23 protein-coding genes are annotated in these 21,978 nt (G+C 46.8%); 16 read left to right on the top strand and 7 right to left on the bottom strand.

Annotated elements, in window-relative coordinates; all coding sequences use genetic code 11:
• Positions 1 to 75: 75 nt before the first annotated feature.
• Positions 76 to 942 (top strand): DMT family transporter, encoded by an 867-nt coding sequence (locus tag HYN48_RS02565; RefSeq protein ID WP_108369644.1) that lies wholly within the window; start codon positions 76 to 78, stop codon positions 940 to 942.
• A 259-nt stretch (positions 943 to 1,201) separates the two neighbouring features.
• On the opposite strand, the gene HYN48_RS02560 is transcribed toward HYN48_RS02565, so the two are convergent.
• Together HYN48_RS02560 and HYN48_RS02555 are read right to left on the bottom strand one after the other, a co-directional pair.
• Positions 1,202 to 3,205, bottom strand: a complete 2,004-nt coding sequence (locus tag HYN48_RS02560; RefSeq protein WP_108369643.1) for a M16 family metallopeptidase — start codon at positions 3,203 to 3,205, stop codon at positions 1,202 to 1,204.
• A 52-nt stretch (positions 3,206 to 3,257) separates the two neighbouring features.
• A complete protein-coding gene (locus HYN48_RS02555) occupies positions 3,258 to 4,586 on the bottom strand; it encodes a M16 family metallopeptidase (RefSeq protein WP_108369642.1) in 1,329 nt (442 codons plus the stop codon).
• A gap of 308 nt (positions 4,587 to 4,894) precedes the next feature.
• Between HYN48_RS02555 and rplU the strand changes: the two genes are divergently transcribed.
• The 3 genes from rplU (at position 4,895) to HYN48_RS02540 (ending at position 6,921) form a co-directional block, all read left to right on the top strand.
• Positions 4,895 to 5,278, top strand: a complete 384-nt coding sequence (rplU, locus tag HYN48_RS02550) for a 50S ribosomal protein L21 (RefSeq protein WP_108369641.1) — start codon at positions 4,895 to 4,897, stop codon at positions 5,276 to 5,278.
• Positions 5,279 to 5,297: 19 nt separating this feature from the next.
• Complete coding sequence (gene rpmA / locus HYN48_RS02545; RefSeq protein WP_108369640.1) at positions 5,298 to 5,558, top strand: 50S ribosomal protein L27; 261 nt, start codon at positions 5,298 to 5,300, stop codon at positions 5,556 to 5,558.
• A gap of 217 nt (positions 5,559 to 5,775) precedes the next feature.
• Complete coding sequence (locus HYN48_RS02540) at positions 5,776 to 6,921, top strand: T9SS type A sorting domain-containing protein (RefSeq protein ID WP_181248508.1); 1,146 nt, start codon at positions 5,776 to 5,778, stop codon at positions 6,919 to 6,921.
• 46 nt (positions 6,922 to 6,967) lie between these two features.
• Here HYN48_RS02540 and HYN48_RS02535 read toward each other — a convergent pair whose 3' ends face one another.
• Positions 6,968 to 7,510: a hypothetical protein gene (locus tag HYN48_RS02535; RefSeq protein WP_108369638.1), complete on the bottom strand. Its 543-nt coding sequence runs from the start codon at positions 7,508 to 7,510 to the stop codon at positions 6,968 to 6,970.
• A 77-nt stretch (positions 7,511 to 7,587) separates the two neighbouring features.
• A complete protein-coding gene (gene ahcY, locus HYN48_RS02530; RefSeq protein WP_108369637.1) occupies positions 7,588 to 8,904 on the bottom strand; it encodes an adenosylhomocysteinase in 1,317 nt (438 codons plus the stop codon).
• A gap of 215 nt (positions 8,905 to 9,119) precedes the next feature.
• On the opposite strand from ahcY, the gene HYN48_RS02525 reads away from it, so the two are divergent.
• The 6 genes from HYN48_RS02525 (at position 9,120) to HYN48_RS02500 (ending at position 16,005) form a co-directional block, all read left to right on the top strand.
• Complete coding sequence (locus HYN48_RS02525; RefSeq protein ID WP_108369636.1) at positions 9,120 to 9,749, top strand: 4'-phosphopantetheinyl transferase family protein; 630 nt, start codon at positions 9,120 to 9,122, stop codon at positions 9,747 to 9,749.
• Between the two features lies 1 nt (position 9,750).
• The gene (locus tag HYN48_RS02520; RefSeq protein WP_108369635.1) at positions 9,751 to 10,473 is read left to right on the top strand and encodes a phosphoglycerol geranylgeranyltransferase; all 723 of its coding nucleotides are present in this window, start codon (positions 9,751 to 9,753) and stop codon (positions 10,471 to 10,473) included.
• Entirely contained in the window at positions 10,470 to 11,093 is a 624-nt protein-coding gene (gene pnuC, locus HYN48_RS02515; RefSeq protein ID WP_108369634.1) for a nicotinamide riboside transporter PnuC, read from the top strand. Before HYN48_RS02520 ends, pnuC begins: the two co-directional genes overlap by 4 nt.
• Positions 11,054 to 13,168: a DUF4301 family protein gene (locus HYN48_RS02510; protein ID WP_108369633.1), complete on the top strand. Its 2,115-nt coding sequence runs from the start codon at positions 11,054 to 11,056 to the stop codon at positions 13,166 to 13,168. The genes pnuC and HYN48_RS02510 overlap by 40 nt, the downstream gene beginning before the upstream one ends.
• Positions 13,168 to 13,569, top strand: coding sequence for an alternative ribosome rescue aminoacyl-tRNA hydrolase ArfB (gene arfB / locus HYN48_RS02505; protein WP_108369632.1), 402 nt, complete (start codon positions 13,168 to 13,170; stop codon positions 13,567 to 13,569). Before HYN48_RS02510 ends, arfB begins: the two co-directional genes overlap by 1 nt.
• A 213-nt stretch (positions 13,570 to 13,782) precedes the next feature.
• Positions 13,783 to 16,005 (top strand): TonB-dependent receptor, encoded by a 2,223-nt coding sequence (locus HYN48_RS02500; RefSeq protein WP_245945974.1) that lies wholly within the window; start codon positions 13,783 to 13,785, stop codon positions 16,003 to 16,005.
• 30 nt (positions 16,006 to 16,035) lie between these two features.
• On the opposite strand, the gene HYN48_RS02495 is transcribed toward HYN48_RS02500, so the two are convergent.
• The gene (locus tag HYN48_RS02495) at positions 16,036 to 16,458 is read right to left on the bottom strand and encodes a Rieske (2Fe-2S) protein (protein WP_146171703.1); all 423 of its coding nucleotides are present in this window, start codon (positions 16,456 to 16,458) and stop codon (positions 16,036 to 16,038) included.
• Between the two features lie 162 nt (positions 16,459 to 16,620).
• Here HYN48_RS02495 and greA point away from each other — a divergent pair, with 162 nt between their 5' ends.
• From greA to HYN48_RS02480, 3 genes are all read left to right on the top strand, one after another.
• Positions 16,621 to 17,097, top strand: a complete 477-nt coding sequence (greA, locus tag HYN48_RS02490) for a transcription elongation factor GreA (RefSeq protein ID WP_108369630.1) — start codon at positions 16,621 to 16,623, stop codon at positions 17,095 to 17,097.
• A gap of 16 nt (positions 17,098 to 17,113) precedes the next feature.
• A complete protein-coding gene (locus HYN48_RS02485) occupies positions 17,114 to 17,503 on the top strand; it encodes an HIT family protein (protein ID WP_108369629.1) in 390 nt (129 codons plus the stop codon).
• A 93-nt stretch (positions 17,504 to 17,596) separates the two neighbouring features.
• Complete coding sequence (locus tag HYN48_RS02480) at positions 17,597 to 18,022, top strand: lipocalin family protein (protein WP_108369628.1); 426 nt, start codon at positions 17,597 to 17,599, stop codon at positions 18,020 to 18,022.
• A gap of 93 nt (positions 18,023 to 18,115) precedes the next feature.
• On the opposite strand, the gene HYN48_RS02475 is transcribed toward HYN48_RS02480, so the two are convergent.
• Positions 18,116 to 19,276 carry a sensor histidine kinase gene (locus HYN48_RS02475; protein WP_108369627.1) on the bottom strand — a complete coding sequence of 387 codons (1,161 nt, stop codon included), beginning with the start codon at positions 19,274 to 19,276 and terminating at the stop codon, positions 18,116 to 18,118.
• A 182-nt stretch (positions 19,277 to 19,458) separates the two neighbouring features.
• On the opposite strand from HYN48_RS02475, the gene HYN48_RS02470 reads away from it, so the two are divergent.
• The 3 genes from HYN48_RS02470 to aat are packed head-to-tail and all read left to right on the top strand — an operon-like array spanning position 19,459 to position 21,402.
• Positions 19,459 to 20,337: a flavin reductase family protein gene (locus HYN48_RS02470; protein ID WP_108369626.1), complete on the top strand. Its 879-nt coding sequence runs from the start codon at positions 19,459 to 19,461 to the stop codon at positions 20,335 to 20,337.
• Positions 20,338 to 20,358: 21 nt separating this feature from the next.
• Positions 20,359 to 20,730, top strand: coding sequence for a DUF3127 domain-containing protein (locus tag HYN48_RS02465; RefSeq protein WP_108369625.1), 372 nt, complete (start codon positions 20,359 to 20,361; stop codon positions 20,728 to 20,730).
• Between the two features lie 48 nt (positions 20,731 to 20,778).
• Complete coding sequence (gene aat / locus HYN48_RS02460) at positions 20,779 to 21,402, top strand: leucyl/phenylalanyl-tRNA--protein transferase (protein ID WP_108373291.1); 624 nt, start codon at positions 20,779 to 20,781, stop codon at positions 21,400 to 21,402.
• On the opposite strand, the gene HYN48_RS02455 is transcribed toward aat, so the two are convergent.
• Positions 21,399 to 21,965: a DNA-3-methyladenine glycosylase I gene (locus HYN48_RS02455; protein ID WP_108369624.1), complete on the bottom strand. Its 567-nt coding sequence runs from the start codon at positions 21,963 to 21,965 to the stop codon at positions 21,399 to 21,401. The genes aat and HYN48_RS02455 overlap by 4 nt on opposite strands.
• Positions 21,966 to 21,978: the final 13 nt, after the last annotated feature.

The following is a 21,978-nucleotide window of genomic DNA, read 5'->3' as shown; positions in this document are numbered from 1 at the left end:
CTGGAGTACAAAACTAATAAAAAAGCAATGTATTTCATTTAAATATCAGAATTTTAGGACTTCAAAACCGTCATCATGAAACCGACCAATACGAAGTGGATTTTCCTGTTCGCATTAGCCCTGATCTGGGGCAGCTCATTTATCCTGATCCTCAAAGGCCTTGACGGGTTGACCCCCATCCAGCTTGGCGCGTTGCGGATCGCAGTGGCAGGGGTTTTTACGCTGCTCATCGGGTTTCGGAAATTGTCGCAGATTCCGCGCAGGCAATGGGGGATTCTCGCACTCACCGGTTTGCTTGGGAATTTTTTTCCCGCTTTCCTTTTCGCGTTGGGCGAAACCAAGATCAACAGCTCGGTAAGCGCGGTGCTCAATTCACTCACCCCGCTCAATACCCTGCTGTTGGGATTGCTGGTTTTCGGGATGAATTACCATAAAAAGCAGATACTGGGTGTGGTTATCGGATTTTTGGGGAGTTGCCTGCTCGTGTTCTGTGGAGACTCAGACTCCGGCGGGAGCAATTATTCATACGCGATTTTCCTGGTGGCCGCGACAATGTGTTATGGAATTAATGTGAATCTGGTTAAAAAATACCTCTCGGATTTAAACCCGTTGACGATTGCTGCGGGAAATTTTGCGGTGATGATCTTGCCGGCTTTTGCGATACTGGGCTTCACCGGTTTTTTTGATGTTATACACCAGGCTGAAGTTGGCAAAGCGGCGCTGTATGTCACCGTTCTTGGTATTATGGGTACCGGTGTGTCAAACCTCCTGTTTTATAGGTTGATTCAGATTTCGTCGCCGGTTTTTGCTACTTCAGTCACGTATCTGATCCCTATTGTCGCGTTTTTCTGGGGTTTCCTTAATGACGAGCGGCTGACCCCTTTCCAGATCCTGGGCGCTTTGGTGATCCTGGGCGGCGTGTATTTGTCGTCGAAGAAGTGAACCCGCGCTGTGCAGGATTTTGGAGTATTACGAAATTTAAGATTTGCTGTGGATTTTCCGTAGGCGTTTGTCATTTAAAAATGGTATGTTGCCTTCAGGGAAGGGGCTGATGTAATCCCTACGAAATTATTCGATACTTTAGTTGCGCAAAATCCGCAGCAGTTGTTAAAAATTTGCATTCCGGTATTTGTACGCTAATTTGTAAAAACAAAAAAGGCTACCCTTTCAGGCAGCCTTCTTCATTTGGGTTTATCGTTGATTATTGAAAATCAGCGTCGGTTACACCTTCATTAATTTTGATATCAGTGAACTTGATGTCCAGTTCAATACCGACATTTTTAACGATGTTGAAAGGGAATTTCAAGCCTTTCACCTCTTTATAGTCATTGAAGTACGTCATCAATGTCATTTTCTGGCCGTCGTTTTCTTGTGTTTTGGCTTCCGCCACTTTCAATCCTGACTTCACGTCATAGTAGTAGACCGTGTCAGCATTCGCTTGCAGCGCGTAGGCATCGTTTCCATTGATTGGCTCGATTCCGGTAAGTTTCGGCTCTGTGCTGTTCAGCAACGTCAATTCTTCGAATGGCACTGCGCTGGCTTTGGCATCTTTAAATTCGTCCGCTTCCATTGCCATCTTCTGGCCTTGCTGTACCTGGTAACCTTCTTTGTCGCCTACGACTTGTTTCATGATGCTCATCGGACCCATAGCGAGTTCTACACTTGACTTGCCTTTCACATCGACTTTCAGGTTGAAGGACAATGGTGATGGTGCTTCGGGAAGTTCGGTTGTACCTGTCATTAACACCGTTTTTACCGCTTTGGCCGCTTTTTCACCGCCAATGGCTTTAATGTAGCTGTCAAGCACTGTTTTGGCAGTCATGCCGGCCGGAACTTCTTTTTTAGAAGCCGGCTTGTCGGTTTTGTTTCCGTACTTATCAAAATACATGATTGGCATTTTGAGTTTTTCCAATGCCGGAAGCACTTCTGATCCTTTCCCGACAATGATGATACGCATATTATCCGCAAGGAAATATTTGTTGGCTACCCTCATCACATCGTCAGCTGTAACGGCATTGATGTTTTTGATGTAGTTTTCGTAAAAATCATCCGGAAGTCCTTGTGTACGTGTCCTTAACGCATAAGACGCGATCGTTTGCGGTTTTTCAACCTGCATTACGAAGCGGCCCACATATCCGGCCTTGACGTTGGCCAGCATTTCGTCAGAAACTTTTTCAGTACGGATTCTTTTGATTTCCTTAATCATCTCTACAACGGTACTGTCAGTCACGGAATTCCTTACCTGTGTTGAGGCTTCAAAGTTGCTGATGTATTTGTCTCCGCCGATAGCAGATCTTGCACCATAAGTCCAGCCATGCGCCTCACGAAGGTTCATGTTAATGTAGCTGTTGAAATCACCACCAAGGATTTGGTTTGCCACGATTACGGCAAAGTAATCAGGATCGGTCATTTTAAGGTTTGACATGTTGATTGCTGCCACTTCTGACTGCACCGCATTCGGCATGTCAACAAAATTGATTTGTGTGTATTGGACATCCTTTGGGTCATTGTAGCTTATAGCAGGCGCTGTAGCGGCCTTCCATGAGCCGAAAAGTTTTTCTACCGTTTTCTTAACTTCCTTCAGTTTCACATCACCTACGATAACCAGGTAAGCGTTACCCGGAACGAAATACGTATTGTAGTTCTGCTTCACGTCGGCCAGCGTCACATTGTTCAGGGTTTCTTCACTCAGGTATTCTCCGGATGGGTGGTTTTTACCGTAAGTCAGTACGCCTTTCACGCGATCGGCTACAGCCGGAACACTTTTCTCGTCAGATTTCAATCCTTCGATGATTTTCGCTTTTTGCTTGTCAAATTCCTCCTGGGTAAAGTTTGGGTTTAAGGCACCGTCGGCCATCAATTCCAAAACCCTTCCGGCATATTTGGACAGGGAGCTTGCGAAAGCGCCGCTGGCACCAAAACTCACATTCGCGCCAAGGAAATCGATTTCCTCATTGAACGCGTCTTTGGAGATCTTGGTAGTGCCTTCTCCGATCAAAGCGCTGGCCATATCGGCGACGCCTTTTTTGTTTCCTTCCGCATAAGGGGCATTGTCAATGCTCAGGCTGAAAGATACGCGTGGCAGTTTGTGGTTTTCCACGACCATTACCTTGAGTCCGTTTTTCAATTCAAAAGTTTCTGGCTTATTGATTTTGATTGACGGAGATGGTCCGGGTTTGGGTTGTGGGATAATTTGTCCTTGCATAATAAAGGTTAAGAGCAAGCTTGATAATATAAATACTTTTTTCATGATAGTCTTAATTTTGCGCTTTGTCTTTAGCCGGAACATAATTCAACACCAGCCTTTGGTTAGGGTTAAGGTACTTCTTGGCTACATCCCTGATTTCCTCACGGGTAATCGAGTTGTAAATATCCTTCTCCGTATTGATCAGGTTTACATCGCCGTAAAGGAGATAATAAGTGGCGAGGTTGTCCGCGATGCCTTCCACACTGGAGTTTCCGTTTACGTATTGGTTTTCGTATTTGTTCTTGAGTTTTGTAAGCTCTTTTTCTGAAATCAATTCAGTCTGCAGTTTCACGATTTCCTCATCCATCTCTTTGAGGATATCGTCAGTGGTATGCGGTGCCTGCGGCAGTCCGTATAGGATGTAAGTACCATAGTCTTCCTGGCTGTAGCTGAAAGCACCTACCTGGAGAGCGGTCTTGTTATCATCAACGATTTTTTTGTAAAGCCTTGAACTCTTACCGTCGCTCAATATGCCTGAAATGAAGTCGAGAACGCGTGCGTCACGGGTTTTCATCGAAGGGGTACGGTAAGCCGTAACGATCATCGGGATCTGGATGTTCGGGTCTTCGAAAGTATCGGTGATGGTTTTTGTAATCGGCGCTTCCGTGAATGTCTGCCTTGTGATGGCTGGTCCTTTAGGAATCCGTCCGAAATATTGTTGGATCCATTTTTTGGTCTGCTCTTTGTTGCTGATGTCTCCGGCAACTACGAGTACCGCGTTATTGGGGATATAGAATTTCTTGTTGAAAGCCTGGAATTCCTCAAGTTTTGCTGCATCGAGGTGCTCCATCGATCCAATGGTGGTCCAACGGTAAGGGTGTACCTTAAACATGTTTTTCTTTACAACCGGGATCAATTGGCCGTACGGGCTGTTGTCGTAGCGAAGCCTTTTTTCTTCTTTCACCACCTCATTCTGGGTATCTACACCGATTTGGTTGATGACCGGGTGAAGCAACCTTTCTGATTCCATCCACAAGCCCAGCTCGATATTGTTTGAAGGGAAAACCTCAAAATAGTAAGTGCGGTCTTCAGTGGTGTTGGCGTTGTTCGTTCCTCCGTTTGAAGTTACGATCTTAAACCATTCGCCGCGTTTGATGTTTTCAGTACCTTCAAACAGAAGGTGTTCGAAGAAGTGTGCAAATCCCGTCCTTTCCGGGTTTTCGTCTTTGGCGCCCACGTGGTACATTACCGAGGTAATGATGACCGGTGCAGACGGGTCGTTGTGCAGGATGACGTGCATGCCATTGTCCAAATTGTACTCTTCAAAAGCCACGTTCTGGGCTGAAGCCATACCTCCAAGCATAAGTGCACCACTTAAAGCCATCAATGAGTTTTTCATAAGTTAATATTTTGTTTGATTTTGCTATTGGTATAATTACCATTTTATTTGTTACGCCAAATGTAGTTTTTTTTACAGGATTTCCATTCGGGTTTTAAATGTTTTTGGCGCAGGGATGACCCATGCATAAGGCAGCGTGGTCCTATTTACGGCTCGGCCAAACCAAGGAAAGGGCGAAGCGGACGGTTGTGCGGAAGCCCGCGAAGACAGTTAATGAACAATTGACGGTTAATAATTTTCGTCAAGGGGTTGCGTGAGTGAATATTAGTTGTATATTTGCAACCTTAAAATTAATAAACCAATTTGTTATGTATGCAATCGTAGAGATAGCAGGGCAACAGTTTAAAGTAAGCAAAGACCTTAAGGTTTTCGTTCACAGGCTGGCTGATGACGAAGGTGCTTCCGTATCATTCGGGAAAGTACTTTTGTTGGATGACAACGGAACGATCACATTGGGCGCCCCCGCTATAGAAGGTGCTTCAGTAGAAGCCAAAGTGTTATCACACTTAAAAGGAGACAAAGTAATCGTTTTCAAAAAGAAAAGAAGAAAAGGTTACAAGAAGAAAAACGGTCACCGCCAGTCGTTGACGCAGATCCAGATTTCAGGAATCACTATGGGTGGTACCAAGAAAAAAGCTGCTGCGAAGAAAGAAGCTGCAACCGAAGAGACTACAACCGAAGAGAACAATTAATTTTTAAAAGTATAACGTCATGGCTCACAAAAAAGGTGTCGGTAGTTCCAAGAACGGTAGGGAATCGGAATCGAAACGTTTAGGCGTGAAGATTTACGGAGGCCAGGCTGCCATCGCCGGGAACATCATCGTAAGACAAAGGGGTTCTAAGCACAACCCAGGCGCTAATGTGTACATCAGTAAAGACCACACATTGCACGCTAAGGTTGACGGAATTGTAAAATTCCAGAAAAAAGGAGACAACAAATCATACGTGTCTATCCTTCCATTCGAAGCTTAAGAATACATCCGTATAAAAATCAAACCCCGTTTCGCAAGATCCGGGGTTTTTTAATGCCAAATCTGCCCGTCTTTAACAGCTGCGTTATTTTTTGTTTTTATGCGTTTTGCGTGATGAAATGTCGTAACTTCATCATTATGAAACTGTTGATATTATGAAAACAAAATTACGCGCTTTGACCTGCACATTTTTTCTGCCCTGGATTTGCATTGCTCAAATGAAATTGATAGGATTCCAAACCCTTCCGGGACAAGGTACCTCTAATATTATCAAATGGGAAGCTGATGCACCCGGAAACGTATCGACGGTCGCTACCGACGTGACCTCAATCATCATCGCGAACTCTACCTTCAATGCTGCCAATGGGGATTTTATAGCGAAAGTCAATGTCGGTAATGCCAGCGGTATCCTTGAATTCAATGCCCTGAATAATCTGCTTGAATTTAACAGCGCGACCATAGTGACCAATGGCTCATCAGAATGCGATATGCAGACCGGCAATGTTTATTCCTACGACAATAACAGCAATAACCAAAAAGTTTTAAAAAAATATAATCCGGCTACTAATGAGGACCTGACGATAGGGACATTTAATTTCCCTGCCGACGCGCAGTTTTATCCTGACAGCTCGTGTTTCGATTCCAATCTCGGGATTTATTATTTTGTAATGTCTGACTCAGGCGGACTGAAGTTGGTCAGCGTTCCGGTCAACAGTAATGAATTCAGCTATACGGAGACCCTGATCACAGGATTGCCCATTTTAGGAAACATCGGGTTGGAGTTCAGCAATGATTCAGATACTATATTCGCGACTTTCACCACAATCACTACAGATGTGAATAATGGCCAGGGCTATTTGTTTCACGTGGGTAAAATCAGCAGCCAGGGAGGGTTGGAATCGCTGATGGAGATTCCGGAAGTAATTTCTTACCAGTTCTATAACCGGACGTTTGATCAGCTGTCCAACAGCATGATTTTCATCGGGAATGACGAAACGGGCACCCGACTTTTCGTATACGATACCGATACCAATCAATACACGGCAAAACTGTTGCCCCAAGGCTATCTATATGAAATAGAAAGTGATAATTACGATTACGCTGTCGAAAGATACGGTTCCCTAAGTACGACTGACATCAACTTGAATCAACTTGTCATTGTGAATCAAAATTTACAAACGATGCAGTTTTCAAATCAACTGCTTGGCAAAAATTTTGAACTGTTTTCAGTTACAGGCGCAAAAGTCGTTTCTGGAAAAGTCCCTGCCAATCTGTCTTTCGACTATTCAAGGTTCCCATCAGGAGTCTACATCATCAAATTGGACGATGGCGGCCGGCAGATTTCAGGAAAATTGAAGCTGTAGCGAACTTAAGAACTCAGGAAACCTATTAAAGAAGAGGTTTCTTGTTTTATTCCAAAGGCAAATCAATCAGCGTTTTCTCCAATTGCCCGTAATCAAATAAGTACAGGCTTCCCTGCCAGCCCTCGGTGTTTTTCTGCCTGGTCGGTTTTCCGGTCAGGTCATTTTCAAAATGACGGGTGTATGTCCCGCGGAAAGTACAGTTGTAATAATCATTGTCAATCGCATACAGCGGTTCAGGATGCGGCACCGCCAGCGTATAATCTAAATTGCCGTAGCCGTTCATGACAAGGAACAGTTTGATATTGTTCTTTCTGGCGTAATTGTCGTAAGTCATCAGCGGCTTGCAGGATTCGGCACCGCAGCCGTTGGTAAATACATAGACGAGCGACTTAGGGTATTTCTGCAATTCCGCTCGGAGCGCCTTGCCGTTGATGGCATAAATCTTATTGGGTTGTTTCGCGTTGAAATCGGCAGTAGCGACAATCATCGCCTTTTGTTCTTTCGACAGTTTTCCGGAATCATCGGTGAGGCCGTAAATCGCACATCCCTGTAACGACAGGATGGCACCGATTAAAAGTAGCTTTTTCATTGGCTAAATATAAAACAAAAAACCCCCACTTTTCAGCGAGGGTTTTCCTATAATCTTACAGTCTTATAATCCAAAGACTAGTATCTGTAATACTCCGGTTTAAACGGCCCTTCAACACCAACACCGATATAAGCAGCCTGGTCCTCTCTCAAAGTCTCCAGTTCCACGCCTAATTTGGCAAGGTGTAACGCCGCTACTTTTTCATCAAGATGCTTCGGCAACATATATACCTCATTGTTGTAGTTCGCGCTGTTTTTCCACAGTTCGATCTGAGCCAAAGTCTGGTTTGTAAACGAGTTACTCATTACAAAACTCGGGTGGCCTGTAGCACAACCCAGATTCACCAAGCGGCCTTCCGCAAGGATGATGATATCTTTTCCTGCAATCGTATATTTGTCAACCTGCGGCTTGATCTCGATTTTCGAAGCGCCGTGGTTTTTGTTCAGCCACGCCATGTCGATCTCGTTATCAAAGTGACCAATGTTACAAACGATGGTCTTATCTTTCATCTGCTCGAAGTGGCTTCCCAAAACGATGTCCTTGTTTCCTGTAGTGGTGATTACGATATCTGCAGTAGCGATGACTGTATTGAGTTTTTTCACTTCGAAACCGTCCATGGCAGCCTGAAGCGCGCAGATCGGGTCGATTTCGGTAACCGTAACGATAGAACCCGCACCCCGGAATGAAGCCGCAGTACCTTTACCCACATCACCATATCCGCAAACCACGACGCGTTTTCCTGCGAGCATCACGTCAGTCGCGCGACGGATCGCATCCACTGCCGATTCCTTACAGCCGTATTTGTTGTCAAACTTCGACTTGGTCACTGAATCATTCACGTTGATTGCCGGCATTACCAGCGTCCCGTTTTTCATTCTTTCATACAACCTGTGAACACCGGTCGTCGTCTCTTCAGACAAACCTTTAATGCCTGCAACCAATTCAGGATAACGGTCAAAAACCATATTCGTCAAATCTCCACCATCATCAAGGATCATGTTCAGCGGTTTACGGTCTTCACCGAAGAACAATGTTTGCTCGATGCACCAGTCAAAATCCTCTTCGTTAAGTCCTTTCCACGCATATACCTGAATTCCCGCAGCAGCGATGGCCGCCGCAGCCTGGTCCTGAGTAGAGAAAATGTTGCATGATGACCAGGTCACTTCCGCGCCCAACGCGATCAGGGTTTCAATCAAGACCGCAGTCTGGATGGTCATGTGAAGGCAACCCGCAATGCGCGCCCCCTTCAATGGTTGTTCATCCTTGTACTCTTCGCGAAGTGCCATCAATCCCGGCATTTCGGCCTCGGCCAGTTCGATTTCTTTTCTTCCCCAGGCAGCGAGGGAAATGTCTTTTACTTTGTAAGCCACATAAGGCATCGTTGTCGTATCCATTTATGTTATATTTGTAAGGGTAAAAATTTAATAAACGCTTGGCCCGCCTTTTCGGGCTTCGAGTCGGCAAATTTAGGCAATAACTTATGATTTTGAAAGTATTTTCAATTTTTTGTGAAATGTTCAGGCCGGCGTAAGTTTTTAAAAATCAACAAAATAATTTCCGGAGCCGATTTCCGATATTTCCGGGGTTTGGGTTTCCTTATCACGACACAATGCCGATTTACAAAGCCACGAATTGTTTCCCTGATACCGCGCTTCTGCTGTGGAATATTACCGAGACCGCGGAAGCATTATCTGAGGGGCTGCACCTGACGCAAAGGAGCCTTGACCGCCTCAGGAATTTTAAATCGGAGGCGCACCGGAGGGGCTTTTTAAGCGTGCGCCGGTTGCTCCTGACCGCGGGTTACAGCGATTCGGACCTGTATTACGATCCATTTGGGAAGCCCCATTTATCCGACGGAAAACACATTTCGATTTCGCATTCTCACAACTTTTCCGCTATTATCATCAGTGACCGCATCACGGGCCTTGATTTGGAATTGCGACGCGAAAAGATTGCGGTCATTGCCCATAAATTCGCCGAGCCATCATTTGTACTTGATCAGGATGATCCGGATTACATCAACAAGCTCACCGTCAACTGGGGGGTGAAGGAAGCTGTCTTTAAAATCCGGAACGAAAGAGGCATCAGTTTCAAGGACCACATCGAGGTAAAGTCATTTGAAATGTCCGATAAACAAACCACCGCCACCTTGCGCTTCAATAATCTTGAACGGCATTTTGATGTGTATTTTGAGGAAATCGAGCAATACACCATCGTCTATCTTTTCGAACGGCATTGATATGGGAACCATTTACGAGGCCATACTATCGGCTAAAAAAGAAAGCCGGAAATTGCTTGCCATCCTACTTGATCCTGATAAAATCAACTGGGAGACGCTGGGGCTTTTGAGCCAAAAGATAAATGCCTCGCCGGCCTCGCATATTTTCATCGGCGGAAGCCACGTGGCTACGCCGCGCATCAGTGAGTTGGTTTCGTTCTTCAAAAAGGCCTGCGATGTACCCGTGATCCTGTTCCCCGGAAACCCCTCCCAGATTTCTGACAGGGCAGACGGCATCTTATTCCTGTCTTTGCTTTCAGGCCGAAACCCTGATTTCCTCGTCGGACATCACGTACAGGCGGCGCCGATACTCGCAAAGACCGGTCTTGAAATCCTCCCGACGGGATACCTCCTGATTGAAAGCGGCAGCGAGACTGCCGTGGCGCGCGTCAGTAAAACCACACCCATGCCGGTTTCTGATGTCGAAACCATTATCCATACCGCGATGGCAAGCGAAATGTTGGGGCACAAACTCCTGTATCTCGAAGCCGGAAGTGGCGCCGCGAGCGCCGTGCCGCCGGACATTATTAAAGAGGTTTCCGGGTGCATTTCCATTCCGTTGATCGTGGGCGGCGGAATACGCACGGGACAGGGGATTGAAGCGGCATTTCAAAACGGTGCAGACCTGGTCGTCATCGGAACCGCATTCGAAAATGATATTCATTTTTTTGACACAAAACCATGACCGATTTCTTCCTGAATTATTATAATACCATTCCAGCGTGGCAGATCGCATTGGAATTTGTCGCATTTGTACTGGGCATTATCAGTGTGTGGTTTGCGAGAAAAGAAAATATCTGGGTGTACCCAACAGGCTTGATCGCCACAATTGTTACGTCTTACCTGCTTTACGTCGCCGGTTACATCGGCGACATGTCGGTCAATATTTATTTTACGATCATGAGTTTTTACGGCTGGTACAACTGGGCAAAAAGTGGCGACAATAAGCAGAATCTGCCCATATCAAGAACCAGCCATAAAGAAAAATTAACAGGCATCCTGCTGTTTTTTATCACAATTTTTGTAGTTTACGCGCTCTATAAAGTCTTCGGGCAGCCCATCAACACCGATAATTACGTTGATATTTTCGCCTCGGGATTGTTCTTCACCGCGATGTGGTACATGGCCAAAAAGAAAATAGAGAACTGGACATTGTGGATTGTCGGTGATATCATTGTAACGCCGCTGTATGCCTATAGGGGACTGGGCATGCTGTCCTTACAATATTTAATATTTACTTTGCTGGCCATTTCGGCTTATTTAGAATGGAAGAGAATCTTAAGCAACAAGCGACAACTACTATAAAAATTGCGCTTTTCGGACCCGAATCAACCGGTAAAACGACGCTTGCCAGACAACTTGCGGCACATTTCGAGACCGTCTGGGCGCCCGAATTTGCGCGCGATTACCTGCAGCAAAAATGGGATTCCGAACAAAAGGCATGCGAGCCTGAGGATCTTTTGCCCATTGCCATCGGGCAGGTAAGGACTGAAAATGACGCGTTACTCACGGCAAATAAGTACCTTTTCTGCGATACCAATCTGATGGTCACCAAAGTATTTTCGGAAATGTATTATAATTTCTGCGATCCGGTGTTGGATAAGGCCGCACGCAAACACAAATACGACCTGTTTTTCCTCACCGATGTCGATGTGCCTTGGGAAAATGATGATTTACGTGACCGTCCGCAGGATCGCAGGACCACGTTCGGCATTTTTGAAAAGGCGCTCGTCGAAAATGAAAAACCCTATATCGTCCTTTCGGGCCCCAAACAGCAACGGTTCGAAAAGGCCGTGGCCATCCTCAACGATTACGAGAAGGCCCGGGAAATGGGTTTCACTTCACAGGACTTTATCAGGATCTACAACCAGGGCGTTTCGCCTTACACCATTGAAAAGCACATCGGGGTTTTTACCAAAGGGATTGCCAAAACGGTGCTCGACCGCCCTGCGACAAAAGACGACGGCATCCTCAGGTTTACCGACGAAGACTATAAAAGATACGCAGACTACTTCGGTAAGATGCGTTCAAAATACAAGCTCAAGAAATTTGTCCCGGCTTCCGGTGCAGCCAGCCGAATGTTCAAGTTCCTGAGCGAGTTTCTCAATGAATTCAATATTGAGGAGGAAACAATCAACGCGTACATCAACCGTAAAAACGCCACGGCTTTAGCTGTTTTTCTCATCGGTTTGGAGAAACTGCCATTTTATGAGGAGATTGATTTGTCGCTGCGCAAAAGCTATTCAAATTTCAGGTCGTTCAGCAAAGACCTGCGCGATTATTACTTTATAAAGGCCATGCTGTCTTCCAAGCATTTTGATTTTGCCGGAAAACCCAAAGGGATTTTGCCATTCCACCGATACGAGACGCACATCGCCACGCCCGTGCAGGAACATTTGAATGAAAGCTGCCTGTATGCGTGCGACGGGAATGTGTCCAACCTCCACTTTACCGTGTCACCGGAACACCAGGCTGCGTTTGAGCAAATCATCGATGCGGTCAAGAAACAAATTGAAAAAGAACACGGCAACCACATCAATGTGAATTTCTCTTATCAGGACAAAGCGACGGACACCCTGGCCGTCGACCTCGAGAACAAGCCTTTCCGCGATGACCAGGGCCAATTGGTTTTTCGTCCGGGCGGCCATGGCGCACTGATCCAGAACCTCAATACGCTCGATGCCGACATCGTATTTATCAAGAACATCGACAATGTAATTCAAAACCATATCGAGGAAATTGCATTTTATAAGAAAGCGCTCGCGGGCCTCATGATCGAGTTGCAGCAGGAAATCAATGCCTGGCTCCGCAAATTGGAATCGGGAAGTATCAGCGATAACGATATCCCCGACATTATCGCGTTTGCCAAAACGCGCCTCAACAGCAACATTATAGACGATTTCGAAAAATACACGCTCACCAACAAACAGGAATACTTGATGGGGATCCTGAACCGCCCGATCCGCGTGTGCGGCATGGTCAAAAATGAAGGCGAGCCCGGTGGCGGCCCGTTCTGGGTGCTTGATAAGAAGGGGAACATCTCGCTGCAGATTGTAGAGTCGACGCAGATTGACCTGCAAAATCCGTCCCAGGTCGAAATCCTCAGGAATGCGACCCATTTTAATCCGGTGGACCTCGTCTGCGGACTCAAGGATTACAAAGGAAGGAAATTTGACCTGCTGCAGTTTGTGGATAAAAACAGCGGCTTCATCGTCGACAAAAACAAAAACGGGCGTCCGTTAAAGGCATATGAGCTTCCCGGATTGTGGAATGGCGCGATGGCCCAGTGGATCACCGTTTTTGTGCAGGTGCCGCTGGTTACCTTTAACCCCGTCAAAACTGTCAACGACTTACTCAAACCACCGCACCAACCGCAGTAATGGACGCCGTAAAAATCTTATCAGAGCTGCAATTCAAGGCCGTCCGCAGCAGTGGGGCCGGCGGGCAGAATGTAAATAAGGTATCGTCGAAAATGGTGCTCACCTTCGACCTGCCTGCGTCGGGATCGCTTTCTGAAGAAGAGAAAGCCCTGGCGATACAAAACCTCACCGCAAGGCTCACCACCGACAACCTCCTGATCCTGAATTGCGATGAAGACCGCAGCCAGCTCAGGAACAGGGAAATCGTCACCAAAAGATTCCTTGACATCATGACCAACGCGCTCCGGGTTCCCAAAAAACGAAAACCGACCAAAGTACCGCGCTCAGTCATCGAAAAACGCATCAGGGAGAAGCGCAGCCAGTCTGAAATCAAACAATCCAGGAAACGTCCGGAAATTTAACCTTCGATTGCGGGTTGTTTGGTATTAAATCAATAAATTTGCGCGTCTCAAAGGGGTGCTCTACCAAGGGCTGAGATTATACCCAAAGAACCTGGGCGGGTAATGCCGCCAAGGGACCGCCGAGCCGCTTTCGACTGCAGCGAATGTCAGCAACGCACATTTCAATTATTAACAATAAGAATAATTGCCCCTTTTATTCGTAAAATCTTACGAATGAAAACTTTATTTTCTTTTTTTTCAGGGCGTGCCCTCGTTGCTAAAACACGACAACTCACGTTCAAATCACATCGGCAACGAGGTCGGGCTGTACGCGGTGCGGGGCACCTGGCTTCCATCCCTCACGCAGCGCCATGTGCTGCCGCATTGCTCTTCTTTTCAGCGTCCGCAATCGGGCAGGACAAGCCCGTAGATTCCGTACGCACCATGCCGCTCGATGAAGTACTCGTATCCGCGGTCAGGGCCACATCCAAGACGCCGGTAACCTTCAGCAATCTCGGTAAGGAGGAACTCAAATCGAGGAACCTCGGACAGGATATTCCCATCCTGATGAATTTTTTGCCATCGGTCGTGACCACCTCTGATGCGGGCAACGGGGTCGGCTATACCGGAATCCGTGTGCGCGGCAGCGATGCCACGCGCGTCAACGTGACGATCAACGGCATCCCGTACAATGATGCGGAAAGCCACGGCACGTTCTGGGTCAACATGCCTGATTTTGCTTCTTCCGTAGAAAGCCTGCAATTGCAGCGTGGCGTAGGAACATCAACAAACGGCGCGGGTGCTTTCGGAGCCAGCCTGAATCTTTTAACGGACAGCTTCGCTAAGGAAGCCAATGGCGAAATCTCGAATTCGTTTGGCAGTTTTAATACCTGGAAGCACACGGTGAAATTCAGCTCAGGATTGCTGAACAAGGGGTTTGAGCTTGCGGGCCGACTGTCGTTGATTAATTCCGACGGGTACATTGACCGCGCCGCATCCGATCTGAAATCGTATTTCCTTCAGGGGACTTACGTCGGAAAAACGACATTAATCAAGGCGCTCGTCTTCGGTGGCAGTGAAAAAACATACCAATCCTGGAATGGTATCGATGCAGAGACCCTGTTCCGCGACCGTACCTTTAACTCTGCCGGAATCTTCACCGATGAAAACGGCCAAACCCGTTTCTACGACAACGAAACCGACAACTATTTCCAGGACCATTACCAGTTGCACTGGAATGAAAGGCTTTCTGATTCCTGGAAACTGAACACTGCGCTGCACTATACCAAAGGCAAAGGCTATTATGAAAATTATAAGGAGGACGCTGATTTTGAGGAGTACGGACTGATACCGGTCGGATTGGAAACCACGACCGATCTGGTGCGCCAGAAATGGCTCGACAACGATTTCTACGGCATGACATTTTCCGGAAATTATACTTCGGAGAAACTTGACGTCATCCTCGGTGGCGGCTGGAACAAATATGAAGGCGACCACTTCGGGAAAGTCATCTGGGCACGTTTCGCGTCGCAAAGTGAATTGGGAGACCACTATTATGACGATTACGCCGTGAAAACCGACGGCAATTTTTTCGCAAAGGCGAATTACAGATTGACCGCAAAATGGAGCGTATTCGGAGACCTGCAATACCGCAATGTACATTATAAAGCGGATGGCGTGCAGGCAGAGCCCGTCGACGATACATTTGATTTTTTCAACCCTAAGGCCGGAATCAACTATGCCATGAACCCCACTAACGCATTTTATTTTTCGTATGCCAAAGCCCAGCGCGAACCCAACCGCACCGATTATGAAAGCGGCAATGCGCGCCCGGAGAAACTCAATGATTTTGAATTGGGATGGAGAAATACTTCGGATAAATTGAAAATCAACGCCAACTTTTACTATATGGCATATAAAGACCAGCTCATTCTTACCGGAAACCTTGACGATGTCGGTAATCCGATCCGATCTAACAGCGAAAAAAGCTACCGTCTCGGATTTGAAGCCGATGTGACTTATGCTCTTTCGAAACAACTTCTTATCCGTCCCAACTTTACATTAAGCATGAATAAAAATGTAGACCTGGATGTGGCCGGACAAAATTATGGAACACGGGATATCGCTTATTCACCATCGGTAATTGCCGGAAATATTCTGGTTTATAGACCAACTGCACACTTCCAGGCGTCATTGCTTTCCAAGTTTGTAGGGGAACAATTCATGAATAATATTGAACTGCCTTCTGCGAAGCTTCCGGACTATTTCGTAAACGACATGAACGTATCGTACGAATTCCGGCCCAAGGCAGTTTTCAGGACGATTACAGTCAATATCCTCATCAACAACCTCTTCGACAAGCAATATGCCTCAAACGGTTATATGTATGACGTTTATCCTTATTACTATCCGCAGGCGGGCTTTAATTTCCTCACCGGGCTGACATTGAAATTTTAAATAAAAAAAACCGGCGTCAAGGCCGGTTTTTTAATTGGATATGCGGAGCAGGTTGTTCCCTATGACTGAAATCCGGTAGGGTTTCATGGCGTAGTCGCCCTGAGGCCCGTCTCCGGAGAAAATGCTGTACTGATAATTTTCACAGGAACAGACGGCGTTCACCCCGTCAATGTCCATCAGCGAACAGGCCGACGGCGTCTGGTTCGGGCAATGGGCATCCCAGGCACGGTAATCGTTATCGGAAATTTTCATGGCGATGATTGTAATCCCGCTTCCGTTGTCAGGAATGATGATCGGGTTTATGGGTGAGTTGAGTCCGCTCAGCGTGGGTAAATTGGTATTGATGTCCATCGAAAAGCCGTATTCGGGTAGAAACGGATTGCGGTATCTTGAGCTGCTTCCGGAACAGGCGGCTAACAGTATTAAGGTAAAAAGCGGTATTATGCGTTTCATATCAAAAAAATCAGCTGATAATTGTACGGACAAATTTAATTTAATTAACTTTGGGTTCTCCATGATTAACATATAATTATGGGGCCAACTGAAAAATACTATCTTTGTCAAAAGAAATCCCGTTGCAGATGGGATTTTTTCTATTTTATAAACGATGAAATTATGAGTAACGTATCATACTATACTGCCGAAGGACTGAAAAAACTGAAAGACGAACTGGAACAGTTAAAGAGCATAGAACGCCCGAAGGCCTCGCAAGCCATCGCCGAGGCACGCGATAAGGGCGATCTCTCCGAAAATGCCGAATACGACGCAGCGAAGGAAGCACAGGGACTGCTCGAAATGCGCATTTCCAAAATGGAAGATTTATATGCCAATGCCCGGTTGATTGATGAATCACAGCTTGACGTGTCCAAAGTACTGGTGCTGTCTAACGTGAAAATCAAAAATCAGGCCAATGGCATGGAATTGAAATATACATTGGTTGCCGAAAGTGAAGCCGATCTTAAAGCCGGGAAAATATCCGTAACCTCTCCAATCGGGAAGGGATTGCTTGGAAAATCGGTCGGAGAAGTCGCTGAAATCACCGTACCAAACGGCATCCTGAAGTTTGAAGTGCTTGAAGTGTCGAGGGATTAATCTTGAAGAGGAACCTATGCCGAGTATTTTTACCCGAATCATTAATGGCGAACTGCCTTCGTATAAAATCGCCGAGGACGACCATCACATCGCCATCCTCGATGTGAACCCGAATACAAAAGGGCATACGCTTTGTATCCCCAAAAAAGAAGTCGATAAACTTTTTGACCTCGATGCCGATTCGTATACCGGACTGATGCAGTTTTCCCGAAGAGTGGCCCTCGCGATAGGGAAAACCGTTCCTTGTGACCGCGTCGGCATGGCTGTCATTGGGCTGGAGGTCCCGCACGTCCACGTTCACCTGATTCCTTTAAATGAGATGGGCGACATGCGTTTCCAGAACAAAGTGACGCTCGACAAACCAGAATTTGAGGCGCTCGCCGCGGCCATCAGCGCAAACCTGTAACGTTATTTATCCACCTTTCGGTTGATTGTGTGTTTGATTTTGATGCAGTAATATTGCACCGAAATAATTCATCAATCATTAATCACAATCAACATGAAAAAACAAATCATGCTTCTGGGTGCTGCGACATTGTTGCTGGCGTCCTGCTCAGGTGATGACGACAACGGGTCATCATCTATCGACCAAAGCCTATTGCAAAGAAAATGGTACTACGTGTCTTACGAAGTGGCCGGGCAAACCTTCCCTTACGATGACCACGAAACCTGCGGAAAGGACTACATTGAACTGAAAACGGGAGGCGTCGTGCGCGACGTTGATGTAGTAGATTGCGAGGAAGTCGTGGATCAGTACACATACACCGTAAGCGGTAACGTGATCACACTCACGGCAGCAGGCGTTTCGAGAACGGGCAAAGTGTTGAGCCTGAACGCACAAACCATGCAGGTCGAAGCATCGTACGATTTCGATGGCGACGGCGACAACGAGGTGGTAAAGGAAACCTTCACCAGTACCCCGTAAAAAATCACCCGGCAACTGCCGGGTTTTTTTTGACTTCAGGATTTCGGGAGGCGTAAACCATACGTTTTCCGAAACCTTTTTTTTAGCCACGTCTTACCTGACAAGTTTCCGGAAACTGACCATTATGGTCGTTCCTTTCCCGAGTTCCGAATGCAACACCCTGATTTTGCCATCGTGATATTCTTCCACTATCCGCTTGGTAAGTGACAGCCCCAGTCCCCAACCGCGCTTCTTTGTAGTGAACCCGGGTTCAAACACGCGTCGGAATTGTTTCTTCGGGATGCCTTTTCCCGTATCTGAAATGTAAATCCGTAAAAAACGGTCGCCATCGATAATGGCAATGTCAAGATTGCCTTTGCCGCGCATCGCGTCGATCGCATTTTTCACGAGGTTTTCCACGGTCCAGCTGTGCAATATAGGATTGACCATCACCATCACCGGGTAGTGTGGCCCCGTAAATGTAAAGGCAACCTGGTTTGAAAAACGGGATTTGAGGTATTCCACTGAGGCTTCTGTCTCGGCAATGATGTCCTTTTCTTCGAGTATCGGTTCCGATCCGATTTTCGAAAAACGGTCCGCAATCGACTGCAACCGCACCACATCCTTCTCGATCTCCTTCACCGTGGTCTCATCAACTTGGTCCGCTTTCATGATTTCAAGCCAGCCGAGAAGCGATGACAGCGGCGTGCCGATCTGGTGCGCGGTTTCCTTGGCCATTCCGGCCCAAAGCTTGTTCTGCGTCGCCATCTTCGTGCTTCGGTAAAAATTGTAAACCACGGTAGCAAAAAGAAAGATGATCAGCAGCAGCGCGACGGGATAATATTTCAGTTTGTTCAGCAAAGACGAATCGCCATAGTAAAGGTACTGCGTCTTGTCCTTAGATAGCCTGGTGACAATCGGGTCGTTCAGCGATTTAAGTTTGTTGATGTAGTCGTTGAGCTTTCTCTTATCCTTTAAAATAGCCTCGTCGATGCCATTGGTATTCACGATGGTGTTGTTCATGGCCAGGATAATCGGGATGCTCGGCGGATGCTGGGCCAACGCAAATGGCAGCTCGAGGTCGGCGTTGACATCATTGACATCAATCGAGTTGATTTTTTCCTGCGCCAGCGCCCAGTTTTCGAGCTTAATGCGCTCCTCGTTCTTAAAAATCTGGAACAGCGCGTAAGTATTCCACAAGATCAGCAACACAATCACAAACGAAGCGGCGATAATCGCCCAGCGTGTGGCATTCCTCCTTTCCGAAAATTCCATGGGTATAATTTGTGCGTTAAATATAGCGATTTTTATTTTTTGAAGCTTTTCCGGCTATTTGTTGCAATCTTTTTAAAGGATTTGCCTCGCTGCGCCGCCAATTCCTTTAAAAAGGATTTCCACTGCTATCCGGGCTAGGGAATCGTCGTAACATTTGCGTATTTTTGCAAAAACTTCATTCCATGCCCAGCTTCGAAACCAAAGACCTTTCACCAGTTCAGTTACAGGGCTACCTGCAAAGCGCCGTCGGCCCGCGCCCGATTGCCTTTGCGAGCACCATAGATCAAAACGGGATTCCGAACCTGTCACCGTTCAGTTTTTTCAACGTATTCAGCTCAAACCCGCCGATACTGATTTTCTCACCCGCCAGGCGCGTGCGTGACAATACCGTAAAACATACGTTGCTCAATGTGCAGGCCACCAAAGAGGTCGTCATCAACGTGGTGAATTACGACATCGTGCAACAGGCATCGCTCTCCAGCACCGAATATCCCGATGGGGTGAATGAATTCCTGAAATCAGGCTTGACACAGCTACCGTCTGACATTGTAAAGCCATATCGCGTCGCCGAGAGCCCCGTGCAGTTTGAATGCCGGGTGAACGATATTATCGCGTTGGGCAGCGGCGGCGGTGCAGGGAATCTTGTAATCTGCGAAGTGCTTAAGATACACGTGCACGAATCAGTGCTTGATGAAAACGGAGCAATCGATCAGCATAAGATCGATTTGGTTTCCAGGCTTGGAGCCAACTGGTATTCCCGGTCGAATGCAGGCCTTTTTGAAGTCCCCAAACCCCTTACGACATTGGGTATCGGTGTGGACCAAATACCTGATTTTGTAAAAGATAGTAAGGTGTTTTCAGGAAACGACCTGGGCAAATTAGGAAACACCGAATCGTTGCCCACTACCGAAGAAATTAATATATTTGTAAAAGCTAACATCGCTGTCAAGGGTGTGCTGAGTGCTGATGATGAAGAGAAAATCCATCGTAAGGCGAAGGAATATCTTGACCGCGATGATGTACTTTCCGCCTGGAAAGTGCTGCTGGCAGAACGGATTTAAACAACAATAAATTACAAGACGATGGAAATTACAGGAAAAATCAAAGTGATCAACGCCGAACAACAGGTAAGCGCCACATTCCGAAAAAGAGAACTGGTTGTCACAACCGAAGAGCAGTATCCGCAGCACATCATGATCGAATTTGGTCAGGACAAATGTGACCTGCTGAACAATTACAGGGTAGGGGAGCCCGTGAAGGTTTCGATCAATTTGCGGGGACGCGAATGGGTAAGCCCTCAGGGTGAAACAAAATATTTTAACAGCATACAAGGCTGGAGGATTGAACGAATGGCTGCGGAAGCGCCTGTATATGCTGCTGCCGCGCCGACTGCACCGGCTTTTGAGCCCGCGCCGGATTTCAAGGAAGAAGATCACGACGATTTGCCGTTCTAAGAATAAAAAAGAGTTAACATCCTGGCTTTGGTCAGGATTTTTTTTGCCATGTATATACTGACAGACGACTTGTATTTTCCACCCGTTGAGCGCGCCGATAAGTATGGGGTACTGGCCCTCGGCGGCGACCTTTCGGCAGAGAGGCTGGCATTGGCATATCGCAGCGGCATCTTTCCCTGGTTCAACGAAGAGGAACCTATTATCTGGTGGGCTCCGCCACAAAGGATGGTGCTTTTCCCTGAAGAAATCAGGATTTCCAAAAGTATGCGGAATATCCTGAACAGGAATATGTTCGATATCACAATCAATCGGGATTTTGAAGCGGTGATTACACAATGCAGCAAAATTTCGCGCGCCGGCCAGCAGGGATCATGGATAACCAAAGGAATGATAAATGCCTACTGCCAGCTTCATGAGGAAGGTCTTGCCAAATCAATTGAAGTATGGCATCAGGGGCAACTCGCCGGCGGACTGTATGGCATTGATCTGGGGCACGTCTTTTCGGGGGAAAGTATGTTTTCATTGATTCCGAACGCCTCCAAAGCCGCCTTCATTCATCTGGCGGGGCAATACGAACTGGTAGATTGCCAGATCCACAATCGCCATCTGGAAAGTTTAGGATGCCGCGAAATTCCGCGAAAGGAATTCATGGAATGGCTGTTGAAAGCCTAAACCCTCGTTTTCTTCCAGCAACTGTCGATATGGTCGTCGACCATGCCGGTGGCCTGCATGTGCGCATAGACTACCGTAGAACCGACAAACTTAAATCCGCGTTTTTTTAAATCCTTGCTTAAGGCATCTGAAATAGGTGTTGTAGCCTGAATTTGTGAAAGGCCACGCATACTGTTGACAATCGGTTTGCCGTCTACAAATCCCCAGATGTATTTGCTGAACGTCCCGAATTCGTGCTGCACTTCCATAAAGGCTAGGGCGTTTGTGACCGCCGCACGGATTTTGAGTTGGTTGCGAATAATTCCTGCGTCAAGCATTAAGTCCTGGATTTTGGCTTCGTCATATTTTGCTATTTTCTTATAATCAAAATTGTCGAACGCTTTGCGGAAATTTTCCCTTTTGCGAAGGATTGTAATCCAGCTCAAACCGGCCTGAAAGGTTTCCAGGATCAGGAATTCAAAGATTTTCCGGTCTTCATAAACGGGAACACCCCACTCTTCGTCGTGGTATTTTTCATAAAGTGCATCTCCGGCGCACCAGCCGCAGCGAATTTTTTCAGACATGGTATTGGCAATA

Source organism: Flavobacterium magnum (genome assembly GCF_003055625.1).
Taxonomy (GTDB): Bacteria; Bacteroidota; Bacteroidia; order Flavobacteriales; family Flavobacteriaceae; genus Flavobacterium; species Flavobacterium magnum.
The sequence above is the reverse complement of the archived record's forward strand: the minus strand, read 5'-3'. Positions and strand labels throughout refer to the sequence as shown.